The sequence below is a fragment of the Serratia ficaria genome (genome assembly GCF_900187015.1).
Classification (GTDB): Bacteria; Pseudomonadota; Gammaproteobacteria; order Enterobacterales; family Enterobacteriaceae; genus Serratia; species Serratia ficaria.
The window spans coordinates 2,568,660-2,585,510 of the sequence record NZ_LT906479.1 but is presented as its reverse complement, the minus strand read 5'-3'; the positions used below and the strand labels follow the sequence as shown (position 1 = coordinate 2,585,510).

Genomic DNA, 16,851 nt, shown 5'->3' with positions numbered 1-16,851 from the left:
GATGTTCAGCCACATTACCGTTGGCGTCAGCGATTTGGACGCTGCAGCCGCATTTTACGACGCCATCTTGCTGCCGCTGGGGCTGCGGCAGCGCGAAGTGACGCCGGATGACGGGCCCGCGGCCCGCTGCTGGATTATTCCCGGCCAGACCTTGCCCCGTTTCTATGCCTATCAGCCGTTTGATCGCCGGCCGGCCAGCGCGGGCAACGGCAGCATGGTGGCGTTTCTCGCGGCCGATGAGCAGCAGGTGCGGCAAGCCTACGCCGCCGGAATGCAGGCGGGCGGCGGCAGCGAAGGCGAGCCCGGCGAACGCCCGCACTACGGCAAAGGCTATTTTGGCGCCTACCTGCGCGATCCCGACGGCAACAAGGTTCACCTGGTTTATCGCGGCGATCTGGCCGCCGAATAACGCGTCATCAGCGCCCGGCCGCCGAGGGTAATGCCCAACGCGGCCAGCGCCAGCAGCGCCGCCGCGCCGTAGGTAACGCGCATGCCGCCGGCAACCGCCGCCGCTTCGGCGGCGTTGATGTCACTGCCGCCGCACGCCAGCACAAACAGCGCGCCCATCGCCGAGGCGCCGGTAATGCCCCCCAGATTGCGCGCCAGATTGAGCATCCCGGCGATCGCCCCGCGCCGCTGCGGAAACAGTTCTTTCATCAGCGCCGTATTGTTGGCCACCTGAAACAGCGCGTAGCCGGTGGTGAGCAGACACAGCGGCGCGATATAGCCCCAAATCCCCTGCCTGGCGGCGGTCATCGACAGCATGCCGACGCCGCAGGTCAGCGCCGCCAGACCGATAACCGCGATGCGCTGCGCGCCCCAGCGGTCCACCAGATAACCGGCGGGCACGCCGGTCAGAATGGCCATCGCCGGGCCCGCCGCCATCGCCAGCCCGACCTGCATCGCGCTCAACCCGATACCCCGCGACAGGTAGAAAGGACCGACAACCAGCGTGGTGGTCATCACCGTCATCACCAGCGCGCTGCTCGCCAGCCCCGCCGCCAGCGCCGGGTGGCGTAACATCGCCGGCGCGATCAGGGGAGACGCCGCCCGCCGCTCCACGCCGACCAACAATGCCCCCGCCAGCGCGGCGGCCGCCAACAGCGCCAGGTTGAGCGGGCCAAAATGACCGCGCCCGAGCGTCATCGCCAGCGAGTAACAGAGCAAGGCGACCCCCAGCAGCGCGGCGCCGGCGCCGTCGAAATCCGCCGGTTTTTCCGCCCGCCGCAGGTTGGGCAAAAAGCGCCGGCTTAACAGCCAGGCCAGCAACCCCAGCGGAACGTTGAGCAGGAATATCGCCCGCCAGCCGAAAACGCCGATTAACGCCCCGCCGAGCGACGGCCCCAGCGCGGTGCCCACCGCCGACATGGTGCCGAGCAGCCCCATCGCCCGGCCGGTTTTTTCCGTTCCCAGCGTCTCGCCCGCCAGTGTCATGGCGATCGACATCATCGCCGCCGCGCCCAACCCCTGCGCCACCCGCGCCGCCAGCAGCAGCCAAAGACTCGGCGCCAGCGCGCCCAGCAGCGAAGCGCAGGTGAACAAGGCGATGCCGGCCAGCAACAGCCGCCGGCGGTTCATCCGGTCCCCCAGATAACCGACGCCGATCACCGCGGTAGTGACGGTCAACAGGTAGCTGAGGATCACCCACTGCACCGCCTGAAACGAGGCGTCGAACGCCAGCGCCAGCGCGGGCAGCGCGACGTTGGCGATGCTGATGCCGAGCGAAGACAGCAGCATGCTGAGGGAAAGGCTGGCGAGAATGCCGCGGATCGCCCGCGGAGAAGAGTTTAACGACATGATGGTGCCTCCTGAAATACGCTGTCTGCAGCCTATGTCAGGAGGCGGTATGGCGGAAGACGCACGGGATGCAGTTAATCAATGCATGCGGCGCCATGCCAAACGCGCGCGGCGTATTACCAGGCGGCGATTTCCGCGGCGGTGAGCGGCAAGGTTTCGGTCGCGCCGGTGCGCGCCGCCGTTTCGGCCGCCTCCAGCACCGCCATGACCGCCAACGCCTGCAAAGCGGTGACCGGGTTGGCCCCGTCGCCGCGCAGCGCGTCGCGCAGCCGAATATAATATTGGCGCTGGTCGCCGTCCGGCGTCGGCAGCGTGCGTACCGGCTCGGTGCCGACGAACAGGCTCAGCGCGTCGTCGTCTTTGCCCCAGCCGGCCGATCCCGGGATCACCCCGGCCAGCAGCTGGCTTTCCTGGCCGTCGGCCCGTGCCTTGACCACGCTGCCCTGATCGCCATGCACCGTAAAGCGCGATACGCCGCCGGCGACCAGCATGCTGCCGTGCAGGATCACCTTATGCGACGGATAATTCAGGATCACGTGCGCCCAGTCGTTGACTTCGGCGTTGGCGCGCAGCGTGGCGATATTGGCCTGAACGCTGAGCGGCAACCCGAACAGCTGCAGCGCCTGATCGACCATGTGCGGGCCCAGATCGAACCACAGCCCGCTGCCCGGCAGATTCTGCTCGCGCCAGCGCACCCGCACTTGCGGGCGATAGCGGTCGATATGGGACTCGAAATGCGATACCTGGCCAATCAGCCCCTGCTCGATCACCTGCTTGACGCCGAGATAATCGCTGTCCCAGCGGCGGTTCTGGAATACCGACAACAGCCGGCCGTGTTTTTCCGCCAGGGCGATCAGCTCGCGCGCTTCGGCCAGATCCAGGGTAAACGGCTTATCCACCACCACGTCTTTGCCCGCCGCCAATGCCGCTTTGGCCAGCGGCGCATGGGTGGCGTTCGGCGAGGCGATAACCACCAGATCCACCTGCGGATGGCGGATCGCCTCCAGCGGATCGGCGATCACCTGCACCTGCGGCAGGTCGGCGTGCACCTTGTCGGCGTCGCGCGACGACACCACGCTCAGTTCCAGCCCCGGCACCGAGTTGATCAGCGGCGCATGAAAAGCCTTGCCGACAAAGCCGTAACCTATCAGCGCCACCTGCAGCGGCGCGGCGTTATCATTCATCATGGTTCTCCTCTAGCGGTCGTCGGCGACGACACAAAGTTCAATCGGCAATTGGTCGTCCAGGCTGTCCCATGGACGATCGGTAAAGATGCGTTGGATCTGCGACAGTTCGGCTACCCGGTGCGGCTCGCAGCGATCCAGCTTCATATGGTCGGTCACCAGCCAGTGCTGACCGCTGGCGGCCAGCATGGCGCGTTTTACCGCGGCATCGGCCTCTTCGCTGGCGCTGAGCCCCAGCTGAGCGTGCACCGCACAGACCCCCAGCAAGGCGATATCCGCGCGGTAGCGTTCCAACAGCGACAGCGTGGCGCTGCCGGCGAACAAACGCTGGCGCGCGTCCCACTGCCCGCCCAGCAGGATAAGCTGAATCTCTGGCCGGTCGCTCAGGCACTGGGCGATGTCCAGCGAAGCGGTGATCACCGTCGCCGGGCCGCGCAGTTCACGCGCCACCGCCAGCAGCGTACTGCCGGCGTCCAGCATCAGCGTGCTGCCCGGCGGGATCTGCGCCGCCACCGCGCGGCCAAGGCGGCGCTTGGTTTCCGGCAGCAGCGCCTCGCGCGCCTGCCGCTTCATCTCCGGCGGATCCAGCGCTATCGCCCCGCCGTGATTCTTTTGCGCCAGCCCCTGGCGCGCCAGATCGGCCAGGTCGCGGCGCACGGTATCGACGGAAACCCCGATGGCGCCGGCCAGATCGGCCACCGCCGCCTGCCCGCGCTCGCTGAGCAGATCCAACAAATAACGCTGTCGCGCCGCTTTGTGCATGCTTCGACTCCGCAATAACAGGCTTAAAAATGCAATATACAGCAGAAAACAGCAAAAAAGAAATCGCCGCCGCAGCGCATTTAACATCAAGCAGCGAAAAAACGCCGGGAAGATAATCGATTCGACACCAACAAGGAGATGTTATGAAAATCGATCTGATGTTCGATAACGCAGCCACCAGAGCTGTGCAGTACAACGCCCGCGCCTCGGTGGAAGACTTTGACGCCTGCATGACGGAATACGCGGCGCTGGCGCGACAGGCCAGGGAGCAAACGCCGGGGATTTACGACCTGCATTACGGCATGGGGGCCGCCGAGCGCCTCGATCTGTTCCCGGCCATCGGCCAACCGGCGCCGCTGCTGGTGTTTGTCCACGGCGGATATTGGCACTCGCAGCGCAAGGAAGAAGCCTGCTCGATGGCCGCCGCCTTCGCCCGCCGCGGCGTCGCGGTCGCCACCCTGGAATACACCCTGGCGCCGGAGGCCACGCTGGCCGAGATCGTGCGCGAAGTGCGCAGCGCCATCGCCTGGCTGTATCACCACGGCGGCCAGTACGGCATCGACCCCGAACGCATTTACGTCAGCGGCAGTTCGGCCGGCGGCCACCTGAGCGGCATGCTGATCGCCGACGACTGGCAGCAACGCTACCGGGTGCCGGTGAACGTGATTAAAGGCGCGCTGGCGCTGAGCGGCCTGTACGACCTGCGCCCGCTGTGCGATACCTATATCAACGGCTGGCTGCACCTGACGCCCGAACAGGCGCAGAGCCTCAGCCCGCTGTTCATGCTGCCGCAAAAGCAGCATGCGCCGCAGATCCTGCTCGACGTCGGCGCCAAAGAGACCCAGGGTTTCAAAAACCAGACCCAGGCCTATTACGCCGCCTGCGTCGAACAGGGGTTGAACGTGCAACTGTTGAACGACCGCCACAGCAACCATTTCAGCCTGGTGAACGAGCTGGCCAATCCGGACAGCGCGATGTTCCGGCAGGTTATGGCGATGATCCGCTCAACGCAGCGGTAACCTGGCGGTAAAACCGCAGCCTGGCGGTGACGGTCATCACCGCCAGCGCGGCGAACAGCGCGCCGCAGAGCAGACAGCCCCGCAGGCCGAGCGCATCGATAAACCAACCGCTGACCACCGCTCCCAACGCCACCCCCAAATTGATGAAGGCGATATACAGCCCGGTGACGAACTCCGGCGCCTGTGGCGCCTGCGACGTCAGCCAGACTTGCGTCACGATCAGCCCGCTGGTATGCGCGGCCCCCCAATACAGACAGATGACGATCATCGGACCCATCTGCGCATCGGCGTAGCGATACAGCAGCAGGTAGGCCGCGGCCAGCGCCAACGGATGCAGCAAGGCGGTCGCCGTTTTATGGCGCTGCAGCAGCCTGCCGGCCAGCAGATTGCCGGCGACGCCCCCCAGACCGAAAATCACCAGCAGCAGCCCGATAGCCGCCTCGCTGACGCCGGTTTCACGACTGAGATACTCGGCGGCATAGGCGTAGACGGCGAACATGGCGGCAAAAATCAGCACGCAGGTGCCGATGCTCAGCCACAATGCGCCGCTGCGCAGAATAGCCAGCTGCTTGCGGTAGCTGAGCCGCTGCGCGGCCACGTCCGGCAAACGCAGCAACAGCCCCGCCGCCGCCAGCAGGTTAATCAGCGCGCAAAAGCGAAATGAGGCTTCGTAGCTGATTTGCCCGGCGATCCAGTGGGTCAGCGGAATGCCGAGCACCATCCCCATGCTGGTGCCGACAAACGCGTAGGCGGTCGCCCGGGTTCGCTGTTCCGGCGGGTAGAGCGAAGCCGCCGCCACCATCGCCAGCGAAAAATAAATGGGGTGAAACAGCGCCGGCGCAATGCGCAGCAGCATCAGGGCGGCGAAACTGTCCACCTCGGCGGACCACGCGGCGGCGATCGCGAAAACGCACAGGGAAAGCAGCATTCGCTTGCGGTTATAGCCTGAGGCCAGCAGCACCAGCGCCGGCCCCAGCAATGCGATGGTCAGTGCGAACACCCCGACCAGCCAGCCGGCCTGGGCGGTTGAAATGCCATAGCGTTCGATAATCATCGGCAGAATGCCGACCACGCCGAACTCGATGCAGTAAACGCCGAACAGACCCAGCGCGAGGAAGAAAATCGGCGGCAACAGTTTCATCGCCGCCCCCCGATAGCCGTATAAACCGCTTGGCATAGCTCCCCGACGAAGGCGCCCGACATGCCCTCCAGAGCGGTATTGGTGAAGGCGACCACGCTCAATTGCCGCCGCGGATCGACGAACCAGGAGTGGCCGTAGGTTCCCCCCATGCGCCAACTGCCGGCCGACTCCGGCGTTTGCGCCGCCCGTGGATCCTTCAGGATGGTGATGCCCAGGCCAAAGCCGCGCCCCGGCCAGAACGGCATCGACAGGTCGCCGATCTGATTGCGGGTCATCGCCCTGACCCATTCGGCCGGCAGCACCGGAGCGCCGCCCTGGCGCAGGGCTTCCAGCAAACGCAGGAAATCTTCGGCCGACCCCACCATGCCGGCGCCGCCGGAGGCGTAGGCGTCAGCATCCAGCGCCCGCGCCGGAGACAGCCTGAAACCGGCCGTATGCTCGAGAAACGGCAGGCGATCGGGCTGTTGCAGCGGCCGGGGCGCGGGATGATGGTTAGCGTAAGCCACCGTCAGCCGCCGCGCATCCGTGGCGATAAACCCGGTGTCCCGCATCGCCAGCGGCCCGGTCACCAACTGCGCCACCGCCGCCGCCAACGGCACGCCGCTGGCCTGTTCCATCACCGCGCCCAGCACATCGGTGGCTATCGAATAACGCCACTCGGTTCCCGGCGCCGACAGCAGCGGCGCCGAGGCAATGCGCTGCAGATTCTCCGCCAGGCTGAGCCGATCGTCATCCATGCCGTCCGACACCCCGGCCTGCGCGTAGGCGCCCTGTTCCGGTTGGAAAAAACGGTAACTCAGCCCGGCGGTGTGGGTCATCAGGTGGCGCACCGTCATGGGCGGCTCGCGGCCGTCCGCCGTTCGCGGCCGGAAAGCCGGCAGCCAGCGCGTGACCGGATCGTCCAGCCCCAAACGCCCCTGCGCCATCAGCGCCAACGCGGCGGTGGAGACGATCGGTTTGGAAACCGACGCTAGCCGGAACAGCGCGTTGGCGCGCATCGGCAGGCCCGCTTCCCGATCCGCCATGCCCGCCGCGCGGCGGTAGAGTATCTCGCCGCCCCGGGCCACCAGGACCACCGCCCCGACCAGCCGCCGCTGCTCCAATGCCCGCTCCACCGCCCGGTCAATAATCTCGGCGTCCAATGGGTATTCACTCATGATTCACACTCCAGGTAGACAGTCATTCTGCCGCTACCGAGAATAGAGTTTGGCGATTAGCGGAAAAACAGGCTAGATTTCCCTTCATAACGGACTATGGTGTCCGCAATGAGGAAAACCGATGGATAATCTGGCCGGCGTCTCCGCCTTTGTGCAGGCCGCCGAGACGCTCAGTTTTGTGGAGGCCGGCCGCCTGCTGGGCGTTTCCGCTTCGGCTATCGGCAAAAGCATTGCCCGGCTGGAGACGCGTCTGGGCACACGGCTGCTTCACCGCAGCACCCGCAGCATGACGCTGACGGCGGAAGGCACGCTTTTCTTGCAGCGTTGCCAGCGCATTCTGGGAGAAATGGCGGCGGCGGAACAGGAGCTCAGCGATGTGCGCAGTGCGCCGCGCGGCAGGCTGCGCGTCAGTTTGCCGCTGGTCGGCGGTTTGCTGAACCCGGTGCTGGCGGAGTTCACCCGGCAGTATCCGCAGGTTGAGTTGGAGGCCGATTTTTCCGATCGGCGGGTCGAGGTGATCGAGGAAGGCTTCGACGCGGTGATCCGCGTCGGCGACACCGAGGATTCCCGCCTGATGAGCCGCCAACTGGGGGTTTTCCATCTGCAATTGGTGGCGTCGCCGGACTACCTGCGGCGGGCGGGGGTCCCACGGCGGCCAGCAGACCTGTGCGGCCACGCCTGCCTGCTGTACAAGTTCCCCACCACCGGCAAGGTCGAAAGCTGGCCGGTGGAAGGCTGGGATAAACTGCTCGGCGCAGGCCTGGGCTCGCGCATGGTATGCAACACCGTCGATACGCTGATTTATCTGGCGGAACAGGGCCAGGGCATCGCCTGCCTGCCCGATTTCGCGGTGCGGCGGGCGCTGGAGCGGCAGCGGCTGCAGCCGGTGCTGGGCGACCACTGCCGACACAGCAGCAGCTTCAAAATTCTTTGGCCCTCCAGCAAACACCTGACGCCGCGCCTGCGGGCGTTTATCGACATCATGAGCGCCCGCCTTTTCCCCGCCGGATCCGGCTGAACGCGCTAGAGCAATTTCAGCATTGCTTTGCACAAAATTAGCTAAAGCGCAGGCCGCCACGCCGGCGACCGGCTTTGGCGGCGACGCGGAGCGGTGGTGATATTCCATTTTGGAATATGAAAGTCCCGTTCGTTCTTTCGGGGCGACGAAAATCGCCACACAATGCCTTTCAACCCGCAACCCTCGTGCATAACCGCATATAAAATCAGGTTTTAAGCCCTTGTCATCGCCGATAACCGCCCGATTCGCTCATCAGATATTGTACAGCCGGCCGGATGAAGCCGCCCTGTCAGCCGCCCGCCGCGGCGTGAAAGACTATTTCGCCTGCGCACTGCCGATTGCCCGCTGCGCGTTGAGCGATGCCGGCCTGGCGGCGGTCGCAGCGGTGTTTCCGCCGAACGGCAGCGAGAACCGCGCGCTGCGCTATGGCTATGTCAGCCACTCGCTGGACTTCGATGATTATCATCCCGCGCTGCGCGGCCATCCGACCACCGTGGTGCTGTCCGCGCTGCTGGCGTTGAACGACAACAGTGACGATGTCACCGAATTGTTGTCCGCCTATGCCATCGGCGTGGAAGCCGCTGGCCGACTGGGGTTAGCCGCCGGCACCCAGCATTACACGCTGGGTTTTCACAGCACCGCCACGCTCGGCGCGGTAGCCGCCTGCGCCGCGGCGGCGCGTTATCTGCAGCTCGGCCAACGGCAAACGCAGATTGCGCTGGGCCTGGCGGCGACTCAGGCGGCGGGCCTGCGCAGCCAGTTCGGTTCGGCGGCCAAGCCGCGGCACGCAGCGCGGTCAACGCCGCCCTGCTGGCTCAGGCCGGTTTTATCGGCCAGCCGGAGGGGGTGCTGGACAGCTTGCTGAGTTCTCACGGCGACGGCCGGCAGCAGCCGGAGCTGCTGACCGCCGATTGGGGCGCGCCCTGGCGCATTCTGCAGCCGGGGCTGGAGTTCAAGCGTTATCCGACCTGCGGCGGCACCCACAGCGCGGCCGAGGCGGCGTTCGCCCTGCGCGCCCGCCTGCAGGACATGGGGCTGTCTGCCGCGGCTATCGCGCATATTCAGGTCAGCTTCCCGCCCGGCGCCGACACCGCGCCCTACATTCGCCGACCGGCCACCGGCGTGGAAGCGCGCTTCAGCCTGGAATACGTAATAGCCGACGCGCTATACCACGGCGAGGTCCCGCTGACGCACTACGGCGAACGGGCGGTTGATGAGGCCGTCGCCGCCCTGGCCGCTAACGTCGAGCGCCACGCCGATCCCGCAGCGCCGCCGGACGCGCTGGATCCGGAGCTGCGCTTCCATCGCCTGACCCTGACGCTGCAGGACGGGCGACAGTTAAGTGACGTCGTCACAAGAAAGCAAACCGCCGCCCGCCCGACGGACCTCGACGCTAAGCTGCGCGCCATTCTGCAGCTGCTGCCGGGCCTCGACGGCGAAAGCGTTATCCGCGACTGCGCCCTGGCGTCCCCCGGCGCGCTGCCGCGACTGATTGCCTTGTTAAATTAATAATAAAATAGGAATAATTATGAGTACTTCACCTTCAACACCATCGCGTCAACTTCGTCTCGGTCTGTTTGTACAGGCGCTGGGGCACCACGTCGGCGGCTGGCGCGCGGCAGGCGCCAACGGTTCGCCGACCGATATCGACTGGTTCACCTGGATCGCCCAAAAAGCCGAAGAAGGCACCTTCGACATGTTCTTCGTCGGCGACGCGCTGGCGACCAGCGTGCACCGCCTGCCCTCGACGATGTCGCGGCTGGAGCCGCTGACGCTGCTGGCGGCGCTGGCGGTCAACACCCGCCATATCGGGCTGGCGGCCACCGCCTCCACCACCTTCGATCAACCCTTCCACCTGGCGCGCGCCATGGCGTCCATCGACCATATCAGCCACGGTCGCGCCGCCTGGAACGTGGTGACCTCGTTCTCCAGCGATGCGGCGCGCAACTTCAGCCGCGACGATCTGCCTTCGCACGCCGAGCGCTACGAAGTGGCGCGGGAGTTCCTCGAAGCCAGCTGCAAGCTGTGGGACGGCTGGGAAAAAGACGCCATCGTGCGCGACAAGCAAAATGGCGTGTACGCCCTCGACGAGAAAATCCACGCCGCCAACCATAAGGGCAAGCATTTCTCGGTGCAGGGCCCGCTGAACATTTCCCGTTCGCCGCAGGGGCGCCCGGTGATCATCGAGGCCGGCTCTTCCCCGGCCGGGCAGCAGCTGGCGGCGGAAACCGCCGAGGTGGTGTTCACCGCCGCCGCCACGCTGGAAGAAGGACAGGCCTTCTACCGCAGCCAGAAACAATACGTCGCCGCCGCCGGCCGCAACCCGGATCACCTGCTGATCCTGCCGGGCGTGATGCCGATCATCGGCCGCACCAAAGCGGAAGCGCAAGAAACCTGGTATCAGCTGAATCAACTGGTGGATATCGATAACGGCATCGAGCAGCTGTCGGCGCGCTTTGGCTTCGATCTCGGCGATTACCCGCTGGACGGCCCGGTGCCGGACGTCGGCGCCACCGAAGGCGGCCAAAGCCGGGTGAAACTGCTGACCGATCTGGCGGCGCGGGAAAACCTGACGCTGCGCGAACTGGCGGCCGTCGCGGCCGGCTCTCGCGGCCACCGGGTGGTGGTGGGCACCGCCGAAGAGATCGCCGACGATTTCCAGCTGTGGCTGGAACAGCAAGGCGCGGACGGCTTCAACATCATGCCGGCGGTGTTGCCGAATCAGCTGGAGCTGTTCGTCGAGCTGGTGATCCCGGAGCTGCGCCGCCGCGGCCTGTTCCGTGAGGAATATCAGCATGCCACCCTGCGTGAAAACCTGGGCCTGCCGGAACCGGCAATCAACTTCGCCAACGTAAAATCGGCTTAAGCCGCAGGGGAAACCATGATGAAAAACACCTTCAAACGCACCGCATTGTCCCTGCTGTTGGCTTCCGCCACCCTGGCGCCGTTGGCCGCCGGCCATGCCGCCGAAGGCGATGTGCCCTTCAAGGCGGCGGTGAAAGCCAGCGCCGATCCGGCGCTGCACGACAGCCTGCCCGAGGCGATCAAAAAGGCCGGCTACATCGTCGCCGGCACCAACCCGAACACCCCGCCGACCACCTTTTACCAGGCGGACAACAAAACGCTGGCCGGGCGCGAGATCGACGTGATGAGCGCGATCGCCGATCGCCTGGGCGTGGCGATCCACTGGAAGGACACCGGCGGTTTCGACAACATCATCCCGGGCCTGAAGTCCGGCCGTTACGACGTCGCGCTGGCCAACATCGACGCCAACAAGAAGCGCTTCCAGCAGGTGGACTTCGTCGGCTATTACAACGCCTCCAAGCTGGCGCTGATCGCCCGCAAAGACGCCGCGCTCGGCCCTTACACCGAGCTGGCCCAGCTGTGCGGCCAGACCGTCGGCGCCGGCGCAGGCACCTCGCAGATCACCCGCCTGCAGCAGGCCAGCGATCAATGCGTCGCCGCCGGCAAGCCGGCGATCGCCATTCCGATCTTCCCGGACCGCCCGGCCGGGGTGCAGGCGGTGATCAGCGGCCGCGTGCCGATGTTCTTCGGCCCGTATGAAGGGCTGCGCTATCAGGCCACCCACGTCAAGCCGCTGGCGCTGGCCGGCGACATCAACATCGACGGCACCACGGTGGCCATCGCCCTGCCGAAAGGCTCCGAACTGGTGAAACCGGTGCAGGCGGCGCTGAACTCGCTGATCGCCGACGGCAGCTACCAGAAAATCCTCGACGGCTGGGATATCGGCTTCGGCGCGGTGAAAACCGCCGGCATCAATGAAGAGATCGCAAAATGAGTGGGCAACACCCTGACGACGACGCGGCGCTGAGCATCGTCGGCCAGCGGCATTACGGGCGCTGGTTCAGCGCCCTGATCGTGCTGTTGATCGTCGGCCTGATCGCCAATTCAATGCTGCACAATCCGCGCTTCGAATGGTCGGTAGTGGCGGAAAACCTCACCGAGGCGTCGATTCTCAACGGCGTGGTCATGACGCTGAAGCTGACGGCGATCTCGGTGGTGTTCGGCTTCGCCGGCGGCGTGCTGCTGGCGCTGATGCGCCTGTCGGCCAATCCGGTGCTGGTGGCGGTAAGCTGGTTCTACACCTGGTTCTTCCGCGCGGTGCCGATGCTGGTGCAGCTGTTCCTGTGGTACAACATCGCCGCGCTTTATCCGCGCATCAGCCTGTGGCTGCCGTTTCTGGGCGAAGTCGCCAGCGCGCCGACCAATACCATCATCAGCACCTTCAGCGCGGCGGTGATCGCGCTGGTGATGCATCAGTCGGCCTACGCCGCAGAGATCGTGCGCGCCGGCATCCAAAGCGTCGGCAGCGGCCAGCTGGAAGCCGCCAAAGCGCTGGGCTACCGCCGCGGGCAAATCCTGTGGCGCGTGGTCCTGCCGCAGGCGATGCGCACCATTTTGCCGCCGGCGGGCAACGAGGTGATCGGGCAGCTGAAAACCACCGCGGTGGTGTCGGTGATCGCCCTGCAGGACGTGTTGTATTCGGCGCAGATCATTTATCAGCGCACCTACGAGGTGATCCCGCTGCTGCTGGTCGCCACCCTGTGGTACCTGGTGATGACCTCGATTCTGTCGATTGGCCAGTACTACGTGGAGCGCTATTTTGGCCGCGGCACGCAGGCAACGCGCAGCGGCGGGTGGTTCCGCAGCCGCAAAGCCCCTCAGGGAGGTGAACAATGAGCGCATCGATCCACATCAATCAGGTGCGGAAATCCTTTTCCGGCACCGAGGTGTTGAAAAACATCAGCCTCTCCATCCCGGCCGGTTCGGTCACGGTGATCCTCGGCCCTTCCGGCTCGGGAAAATCCACCCTGCTGCGCTGCATCAACCATCTGGAGAAGCTGGACGCCGGCACCATTCGCGTCGGGGAGCAGCTGATCGGCTACCGGCAGAAAGGCCGGCATCTGTACGAGCTGAAAGAATCCGAGGTCGCCGAGCAGCGCAAAAGCATCGGCATGGTGTTTCAGCAGTTTAATTTGTTTCCGCATCGTACCGTGCTGCAAAACGTCAGCGACGCGCCGCAGCTGGTGAAGAAGGAAAAAAAGGCGGTGGTGCAGGAGCGCGCCAAACAGCTGCTGACGCGAGTCGGGCTGGCGCACCGCATCCACGCCTGGCCGCGCGAGCTGTCCGGTGGCCAACAGCAACGCGTCGCCATCGCCCGCGCGCTGGCGATGAATCCGCAGGTGCTGCTGTTCGATGAGCCGACTTCCGCGTTGGATCCCGAACTGGTGGGCGAAGTGCTGCAGGTGATGAAGGATCTGGCGCATTCCGGCATCACCATGGTGGTGGTCACGCATGAAATCGGCTTCGCCCGCGAAGTGGCCGACCAGATTATCTTTATGGATCAGGGAAAGGTGGTTGAAACGGGCAGCGTGCAACAGGTGCTGGATGCGCCGGAGCATGAAAGGACGCGCAACTTCCTGGCGACGGTATTGTAACGGGGCGCCGGGGGGGATAGCGCCCCCCGGCGTGCAAATTCAGCCGTTGTTCTTGCGGCCAATGGCGGAAAACAGGTTGAACAGTTCACCCAGGCCGTAAATCGTGCCGAGCAAAACGGCCACCATTACCGGCACCAGGATCACCACGGTCGCCAAACTCTCAATCATCTCTAACATCTTGTCTCCTGGTTTATAGGCAAAGCAAACCTGCGCCGGCAGAAAACCCGCCGACAGTCAGTGCAAATGTTGTGGGGAACACTACAGAAACGTGAGCTACATCACACTTGATGCGAGCTAATGTAACTTACACAATTACATTAAAGCAATGCAAAAAATGCTCTGCGCAACAGGCTGATTTGAGAGGGGATTTACGTCGTAACCGCCTGTGATGCTGCTGTACAGGGGGTAGCATCGCTCTACCCCGGCGGCCATATCGGCGATGCGGGTTTCCGCCAGGCCGAGCAGATTGTCAACCCGGACGGTGGCGCTTCAATTTTCGATGCGAATTTCGTCTACCCGGTCAGGATAAAACGCCAGACGGTCTTTGATCGCCACCACCGCGTTGTAGGGCATTTCATAGCTCCAGACCGCGTTTACCGAACGCTGCCCGCCCGCCGCAATGGAAAAATAGCTGCACTCTCCCTTATACGGGCAATAGGTGGCGTATTCGGTTTTTTGCAGCAACGCCATGTTCACGTCGCCGCGCGGAATATACAGCACCGGCGGGTAGTTGGCCTCCTGCAGCGCCAGCGCGTCGCGGCTGTCGGCCAGGGTCTGGCCGGCCACGCTGACGATCACCCGCCCGGGCTGCGGAGCTATGTCGATGGGATGGTCCGGGCCGGGAATTTTCACCGGTTTGCCGGATGCCGGGGTCAGTTCAGACATCGTCGCCTCCAGGTTGGCGCCCTGCGCCTGCAGGGCATCCCCCCAGTATAGTCAACGACGCTCAGCGCGTTCGTTCACCGCTGCGCCGGCGTTAAAACAGCAATTGGCTGGCTCCTCCCAATCTTTGTCCGCGGTTTAACGGTTCATCGGCGGCTGTGCTTTTTTTGCCCATTACGCCAATGGCTAAAAATAAGGCATCACAAAATTAAGAATTTTTACCTGTTCTATTTTCTTGCGGAGGAATACATTCATCTCAACTTCTACCGACAGATTAATTGAAAGGTTTTTTTAACCGTTAATCGGTCAATTTATCAGGAAAACTCTATGAACATTAAACGTGCCGCCGGCGTGTTGGTTGTCGTAATGGCAACGCTTTCCGTAACCGCATGTGGACATATGTCCAACCGCGATCGCAATACCGCCATCGGCGCCGGCGTGGGCGCAGTGGGCGGCGCCGTTCTGACCGACGGCAGCACCCTGGGTACCCTGGGTGGCGCGGCGTTGGGCGGCATCATCGGCCACCAGACCAGCCGTTAATTCCACCGTTAAAATAAAGCCGCAGGCCGGTTCTTCTTTGCTTGAAAAAGAATCGGCCTGCGGTTTATTTAGTCGACCGTACCCTATTCCCCACCCGCTATTAACGCGTATACCGCTTATTTTATTTTCACTTTTAATATACGCATAAAAAAGCATCAGGCGTTTTCGAAGCCTGAAGGTTGTCTCGTGCAAGGTCAGTCTTTTTTTAGCACCGCCGCCAGCAACGACGTGAAAACGGCCCCTGCCCGCGTGCTGCTCTTCCCGTTTAATGTCCTTAAAGCGCGCCAACGCGGCGGCTGCGCTACTGGCCTGTTCCCGATGCCCACTAGCTCAAATTCGGTTGCGGCACCTACTTTTTATCATTTTTAATCCGCCGCCGAGAGGCCGCGCAATGCCGTAATCTCGCCACGCATTTCTTATCTTTATTTCTTGACTTGCATTATGTCGGGATTATAGTTTTTATATTAAAAAGAAACAATGTTTCATATTTGAAACCGGCGGTGATTAAGATAATAAACACTTAAGACAAACTTGTCTCACAGATAAAACAAAGCTGACTTCGCCCCTATTATCATTAGGGTGGGATCGGTACGTCACAAAGAAACCATTAAATAGTCAAATTATTCAGGGGAAAGCCATGCGCAAAATAGCTCTCGCAATTTGTCTAGCTTCACCAATAAGTTACGCCGGCAGCGCCGTTTCGCCGCCGGAACGGGAAAATACCTCCGCTCCCGCCGTTAAAAACAAATCGCCCTTCCCCCATCTGCATTGGCAAAGCGCCGACAATAAGAAAAACCTGGATATCGGCGGCGCATTGCGCGCCAATTATCGTTATGAAGACTGGGGCAGCAGTAATTATCGCCACCCGCCGCATTTGCGCTTTGACGCCTTTCGCATCGATACCAGCGCCAATTATAACGACGCCTTTTTCGATTCCGGGTTCTGGTTCCAGGACCGGAGAAAATACGCCATCGACCGCGCCTATGTCGGCTATCGCCTGACCGGCAATTCGGCTATCCAGCTCGGCGCGCCGTTCAAGCCTTTCGGCCTGATGCCCTATCCGCAGTTCGGCTGGTCCTACGGCATTCCGTTTTATCTCGGCTTCGGCGTCAATACCGGGCTGGGTGCCAGCTATCAATATCACGACCGTAATTGGACGCTCGACGCGGCCTATTTTCCGCGCATGATGCCGGCGGACGTGCGCTATGCGCCGGAGGTGGGCAATTACGACGATCTTAAAAACACCCAATACGGCTCGCAGCATCTGCAAGCCAACGAGAAGCGCGATCAGGTCAACCTGCGCCTGACGCGCGCCTTCCAATCGGGCGACTGGCGCAACGAAGTCGGCGGTTCGCTGGCGGCTTCCCGTCTTTACAATCATGCCACCGATGATAACGGCAGCTTTTGGGCGGCGGGCCTGCACGCGCTGGTGAACAACGATCCCTGGCATCTGTCCAGCCAGCTCATTCGCTATTCCTACCGCGCCAAAGGCCCCGCCGGGGCAGACAACGCGACGATCCTGATGGGCGGCAACGGCCTGACCCCGGCCTATTTGATCCCGGCGCAGGCCACCACCGCGTCGATAAACCTGGCGCGCGACGTCGAGGTGCCCTGGGGAGCGGTTAAAAAGCTGCGCTTTTATAATGACTACAGCGTGCTGTGGAAAGATAAAGACGGCGGGTCGGACTCGAAAATGAACACCCTCGGGGTGCAGATATTCGCCATGCCGGTGATGATCTGGGTGGATTTGACCTGGGCGCAAAACGCCAACCCCTGGGGCGGCGCGGAAAACGCTACCGGCTGGACCCGCGCCCAATCGCCGGGCAGCGATAAATGGTATTTCCGTTCCAACGTGAATATCGGCTATTACTTCTGATGTGGCCGCCGGAAGC

At 63.3% G+C, this 16,851-nt stretch carries 16 protein-coding genes and 1 pseudogene; 10 read left to right on the top strand and 7 right to left on the bottom strand.

Annotated features, from left to right (window positions below):
* Nucleotide 1: 1 nt before the first annotated feature.
* The gene (locus tag CKW09_RS12240) at nucleotides 2-409 is read left to right on the top strand and encodes a VOC family protein (RefSeq protein ID WP_061795332.1); all 408 of its coding nucleotides are present in this window, start codon (nucleotides 2-4) and stop codon (nucleotides 407-409) included.
* Here CKW09_RS12240 and CKW09_RS12235 read toward each other — a convergent pair.
* From CKW09_RS12235 to CKW09_RS12225, 3 genes are all read right to left on the bottom strand, one after another.
* Nucleotides 382-1,797 (bottom strand): MFS transporter, encoded by a 1,416-nt coding sequence (locus CKW09_RS12235; RefSeq protein ID WP_095097490.1) that lies wholly within the window; start codon nucleotides 1,795-1,797, stop codon nucleotides 382-384. The two genes, CKW09_RS12240 and CKW09_RS12235, sit on opposite strands and share 28 nt — an antisense overlap.
* A 116-nt stretch (nucleotides 1,798-1,913) precedes the next feature.
* Nucleotides 1,914-2,981 (bottom strand): oxidoreductase, encoded by a 1,068-nt coding sequence (locus tag CKW09_RS12230; protein WP_061795334.1) that lies wholly within the window; start codon nucleotides 2,979-2,981, stop codon nucleotides 1,914-1,916.
* A gap of 12 nt (nucleotides 2,982-2,993) precedes the next feature.
* The gene (locus CKW09_RS12225; RefSeq protein WP_095097487.1) at nucleotides 2,994-3,743 is read right to left on the bottom strand and encodes a DeoR/GlpR family DNA-binding transcription regulator; all 750 of its coding nucleotides are present in this window, start codon (nucleotides 3,741-3,743) and stop codon (nucleotides 2,994-2,996) included.
* A 143-nt stretch (nucleotides 3,744-3,886) separates the two neighbouring features.
* Between CKW09_RS12225 and CKW09_RS12220 the strand changes: the two genes are divergently transcribed.
* Complete coding sequence (locus tag CKW09_RS12220) at nucleotides 3,887-4,762, top strand: alpha/beta hydrolase (protein WP_061795336.1); 876 nt, start codon at nucleotides 3,887-3,889, stop codon at nucleotides 4,760-4,762.
* Here CKW09_RS12220 and CKW09_RS12215 read toward each other — a convergent pair.
* Nucleotides 4,731-5,903, bottom strand: coding sequence for an MFS transporter (locus CKW09_RS12215; protein WP_095097484.1), 1,173 nt, complete (start codon nucleotides 5,901-5,903; stop codon nucleotides 4,731-4,733). The genes CKW09_RS12220 and CKW09_RS12215 overlap by 32 nt on opposite strands.
* Entirely contained in the window at nucleotides 5,900-7,060 is a 1,161-nt protein-coding gene (locus CKW09_RS12210) for a serine hydrolase domain-containing protein (protein ID WP_095097481.1), read from the bottom strand. The genes CKW09_RS12215 and CKW09_RS12210 overlap by 4 nt, the downstream gene beginning before the upstream one ends.
* Nucleotides 7,061-7,181: 121 nt before the next feature.
* Between CKW09_RS12210 and CKW09_RS12205 the strand changes: the two genes are divergently transcribed.
* The 6 genes and pseudogenes from CKW09_RS12205 (at nucleotide 7,182) to CKW09_RS12180 (ending at nucleotide 13,537) form a co-directional block, all read left to right on the top strand.
* Nucleotides 7,182-8,078 carry a LysR family transcriptional regulator gene (locus CKW09_RS12205; RefSeq protein ID WP_095097478.1) on the top strand — a complete coding sequence of 299 codons (897 nt, stop codon included), beginning with the start codon at nucleotides 7,182-7,184 and terminating at the stop codon, nucleotides 8,076-8,078.
* Nucleotides 8,079-8,298: 220 nt separating this feature from the next.
* Nucleotides 8,299-9,587: pseudogene (locus CKW09_RS12200) on the top strand (MmgE/PrpD family protein).
* A 19-nt stretch (nucleotides 9,588-9,606) separates the two neighbouring features.
* Nucleotides 9,607-10,944, top strand: a complete 1,338-nt coding sequence (locus CKW09_RS12195; protein ID WP_061795341.1) for an LLM class flavin-dependent oxidoreductase — start codon at nucleotides 9,607-9,609, stop codon at nucleotides 10,942-10,944.
* Between the two features lie 18 nt (nucleotides 10,945-10,962).
* A complete protein-coding gene (locus tag CKW09_RS12190; protein ID WP_061795342.1) occupies nucleotides 10,963-11,877 on the top strand; it encodes an ABC transporter substrate-binding protein in 915 nt (304 codons plus the stop codon).
* Nucleotides 11,874-12,779, top strand: a complete 906-nt coding sequence (locus tag CKW09_RS12185; protein ID WP_061795343.1) for an amino acid ABC transporter permease — start codon at nucleotides 11,874-11,876, stop codon at nucleotides 12,777-12,779. Before CKW09_RS12190 ends, CKW09_RS12185 begins: the two co-directional genes overlap by 4 nt.
* Nucleotides 12,776-13,537, top strand: coding sequence for an amino acid ABC transporter ATP-binding protein (locus tag CKW09_RS12180; RefSeq protein ID WP_061795344.1), 762 nt, complete (start codon nucleotides 12,776-12,778; stop codon nucleotides 13,535-13,537). Before CKW09_RS12185 ends, CKW09_RS12180 begins: the two co-directional genes overlap by 4 nt.
* A 39-nt stretch (nucleotides 13,538-13,576) precedes the next feature.
* Here the strand turns inward: CKW09_RS12180 and CKW09_RS12175 are convergent, their stop codons facing one another.
* The gene (locus CKW09_RS12175) at nucleotides 13,577-13,714 is read right to left on the bottom strand and encodes an AcrZ family multidrug efflux pump-associated protein (RefSeq protein ID WP_073970234.1); all 138 of its coding nucleotides are present in this window, start codon (nucleotides 13,712-13,714) and stop codon (nucleotides 13,577-13,579) included.
* A 312-nt stretch (nucleotides 13,715-14,026) separates the two neighbouring features.
* Complete coding sequence (locus tag CKW09_RS12170) at nucleotides 14,027-14,422, bottom strand: DUF427 domain-containing protein (protein WP_061795345.1); 396 nt, start codon at nucleotides 14,420-14,422, stop codon at nucleotides 14,027-14,029.
* Nucleotides 14,423-14,746: 324 nt separating this feature from the next.
* Between CKW09_RS12170 and osmB the strand changes: the two genes are divergently transcribed.
* Both osmB and CKW09_RS12160 read left to right on the top strand, forming a co-directional pair.
* On the top strand, nucleotides 14,747-14,959 hold the full coding sequence (gene osmB / locus CKW09_RS12165) for an osmotically-inducible lipoprotein OsmB (RefSeq protein ID WP_004940700.1): 213 nt from the start codon (nucleotides 14,747-14,749) through the stop codon (nucleotides 14,957-14,959).
* 637 nt (nucleotides 14,960-15,596) lie between these two features.
* Nucleotides 15,597-16,835 carry a hypothetical protein gene (locus tag CKW09_RS12160; RefSeq protein ID WP_061795346.1) on the top strand — a complete coding sequence of 413 codons (1,239 nt, stop codon included), beginning with the start codon at nucleotides 15,597-15,599 and terminating at the stop codon, nucleotides 16,833-16,835.
* Nucleotides 16,836-16,851: the final 16 nt, after the last annotated feature.

Coding starts and splice junctions, on each gene's coding strand:
- CKW09_RS12210 (WP_095097481.1), bottom strand. CDS start 7,060: ATGAGTGAATACCCATTGGACGCCGAGATTATTGACCGGGCGGTGGAG.
- CKW09_RS12235 (WP_095097490.1), bottom strand. CDS start 1,797: ATGTCGTTAAACTCTTCTCCGCGGGCGATCCGCGGCATTCTCGCCAGC.
- osmB (WP_004940700.1), top strand. CDS start 14,747: ATGAACATTAAACGTGCCGCCGGCGTGTTGGTTGTCGTAATGGCAACG.
- CKW09_RS12175 (WP_073970234.1), bottom strand. CDS start 13,714: ATGTTAGAGATGATTGAGAGTTTGGCGACCGTGGTGATCCTGGTGCCG.
- CKW09_RS12185 (WP_061795343.1), top strand. CDS start 11,874: ATGAGTGGGCAACACCCTGACGACGACGCGGCGCTGAGCATCGTCGGC.
- CKW09_RS12190 (WP_061795342.1), top strand. CDS start 10,963: ATGAAAAACACCTTCAAACGCACCGCATTGTCCCTGCTGTTGGCTTCC.
- CKW09_RS12195 (WP_061795341.1), top strand. CDS start 9,607: ATGAGTACTTCACCTTCAACACCATCGCGTCAACTTCGTCTCGGTCTG.
- CKW09_RS12240 (WP_061795332.1), top strand. CDS start 2: ATGTTCAGCCACATTACCGTTGGCGTCAGCGATTTGGACGCTGCAGCC.
- CKW09_RS12230 (WP_061795334.1), bottom strand. CDS start 2,981: ATGAATGATAACGCCGCGCCGCTGCAGGTGGCGCTGATAGGTTACGGC.
- CKW09_RS12215 (WP_095097484.1), bottom strand. CDS start 5,903: ATGAAACTGTTGCCGCCGATTTTCTTCCTCGCGCTGGGTCTGTTCGGC.
- CKW09_RS12205 (WP_095097478.1), top strand. CDS start 7,182: ATGGATAATCTGGCCGGCGTCTCCGCCTTTGTGCAGGCCGCCGAGACG.
- CKW09_RS12180 (WP_061795344.1), top strand. CDS start 12,776: ATGAGCGCATCGATCCACATCAATCAGGTGCGGAAATCCTTTTCCGGC.
- CKW09_RS12160 (WP_061795346.1), top strand. CDS start 15,597: ATGCGCAAAATAGCTCTCGCAATTTGTCTAGCTTCACCAATAAGTTAC.
- CKW09_RS12225 (WP_095097487.1), bottom strand. CDS start 3,743: ATGCACAAAGCGGCGCGACAGCGTTATTTGTTGGATCTGCTCAGCGAG.
- CKW09_RS12220 (WP_061795336.1), top strand. CDS start 3,887: ATGAAAATCGATCTGATGTTCGATAACGCAGCCACCAGAGCTGTGCAG.
- CKW09_RS12170 (WP_061795345.1), bottom strand. CDS start 14,422: ATGTCTGAACTGACCCCGGCATCCGGCAAACCGGTGAAAATTCCCGGC.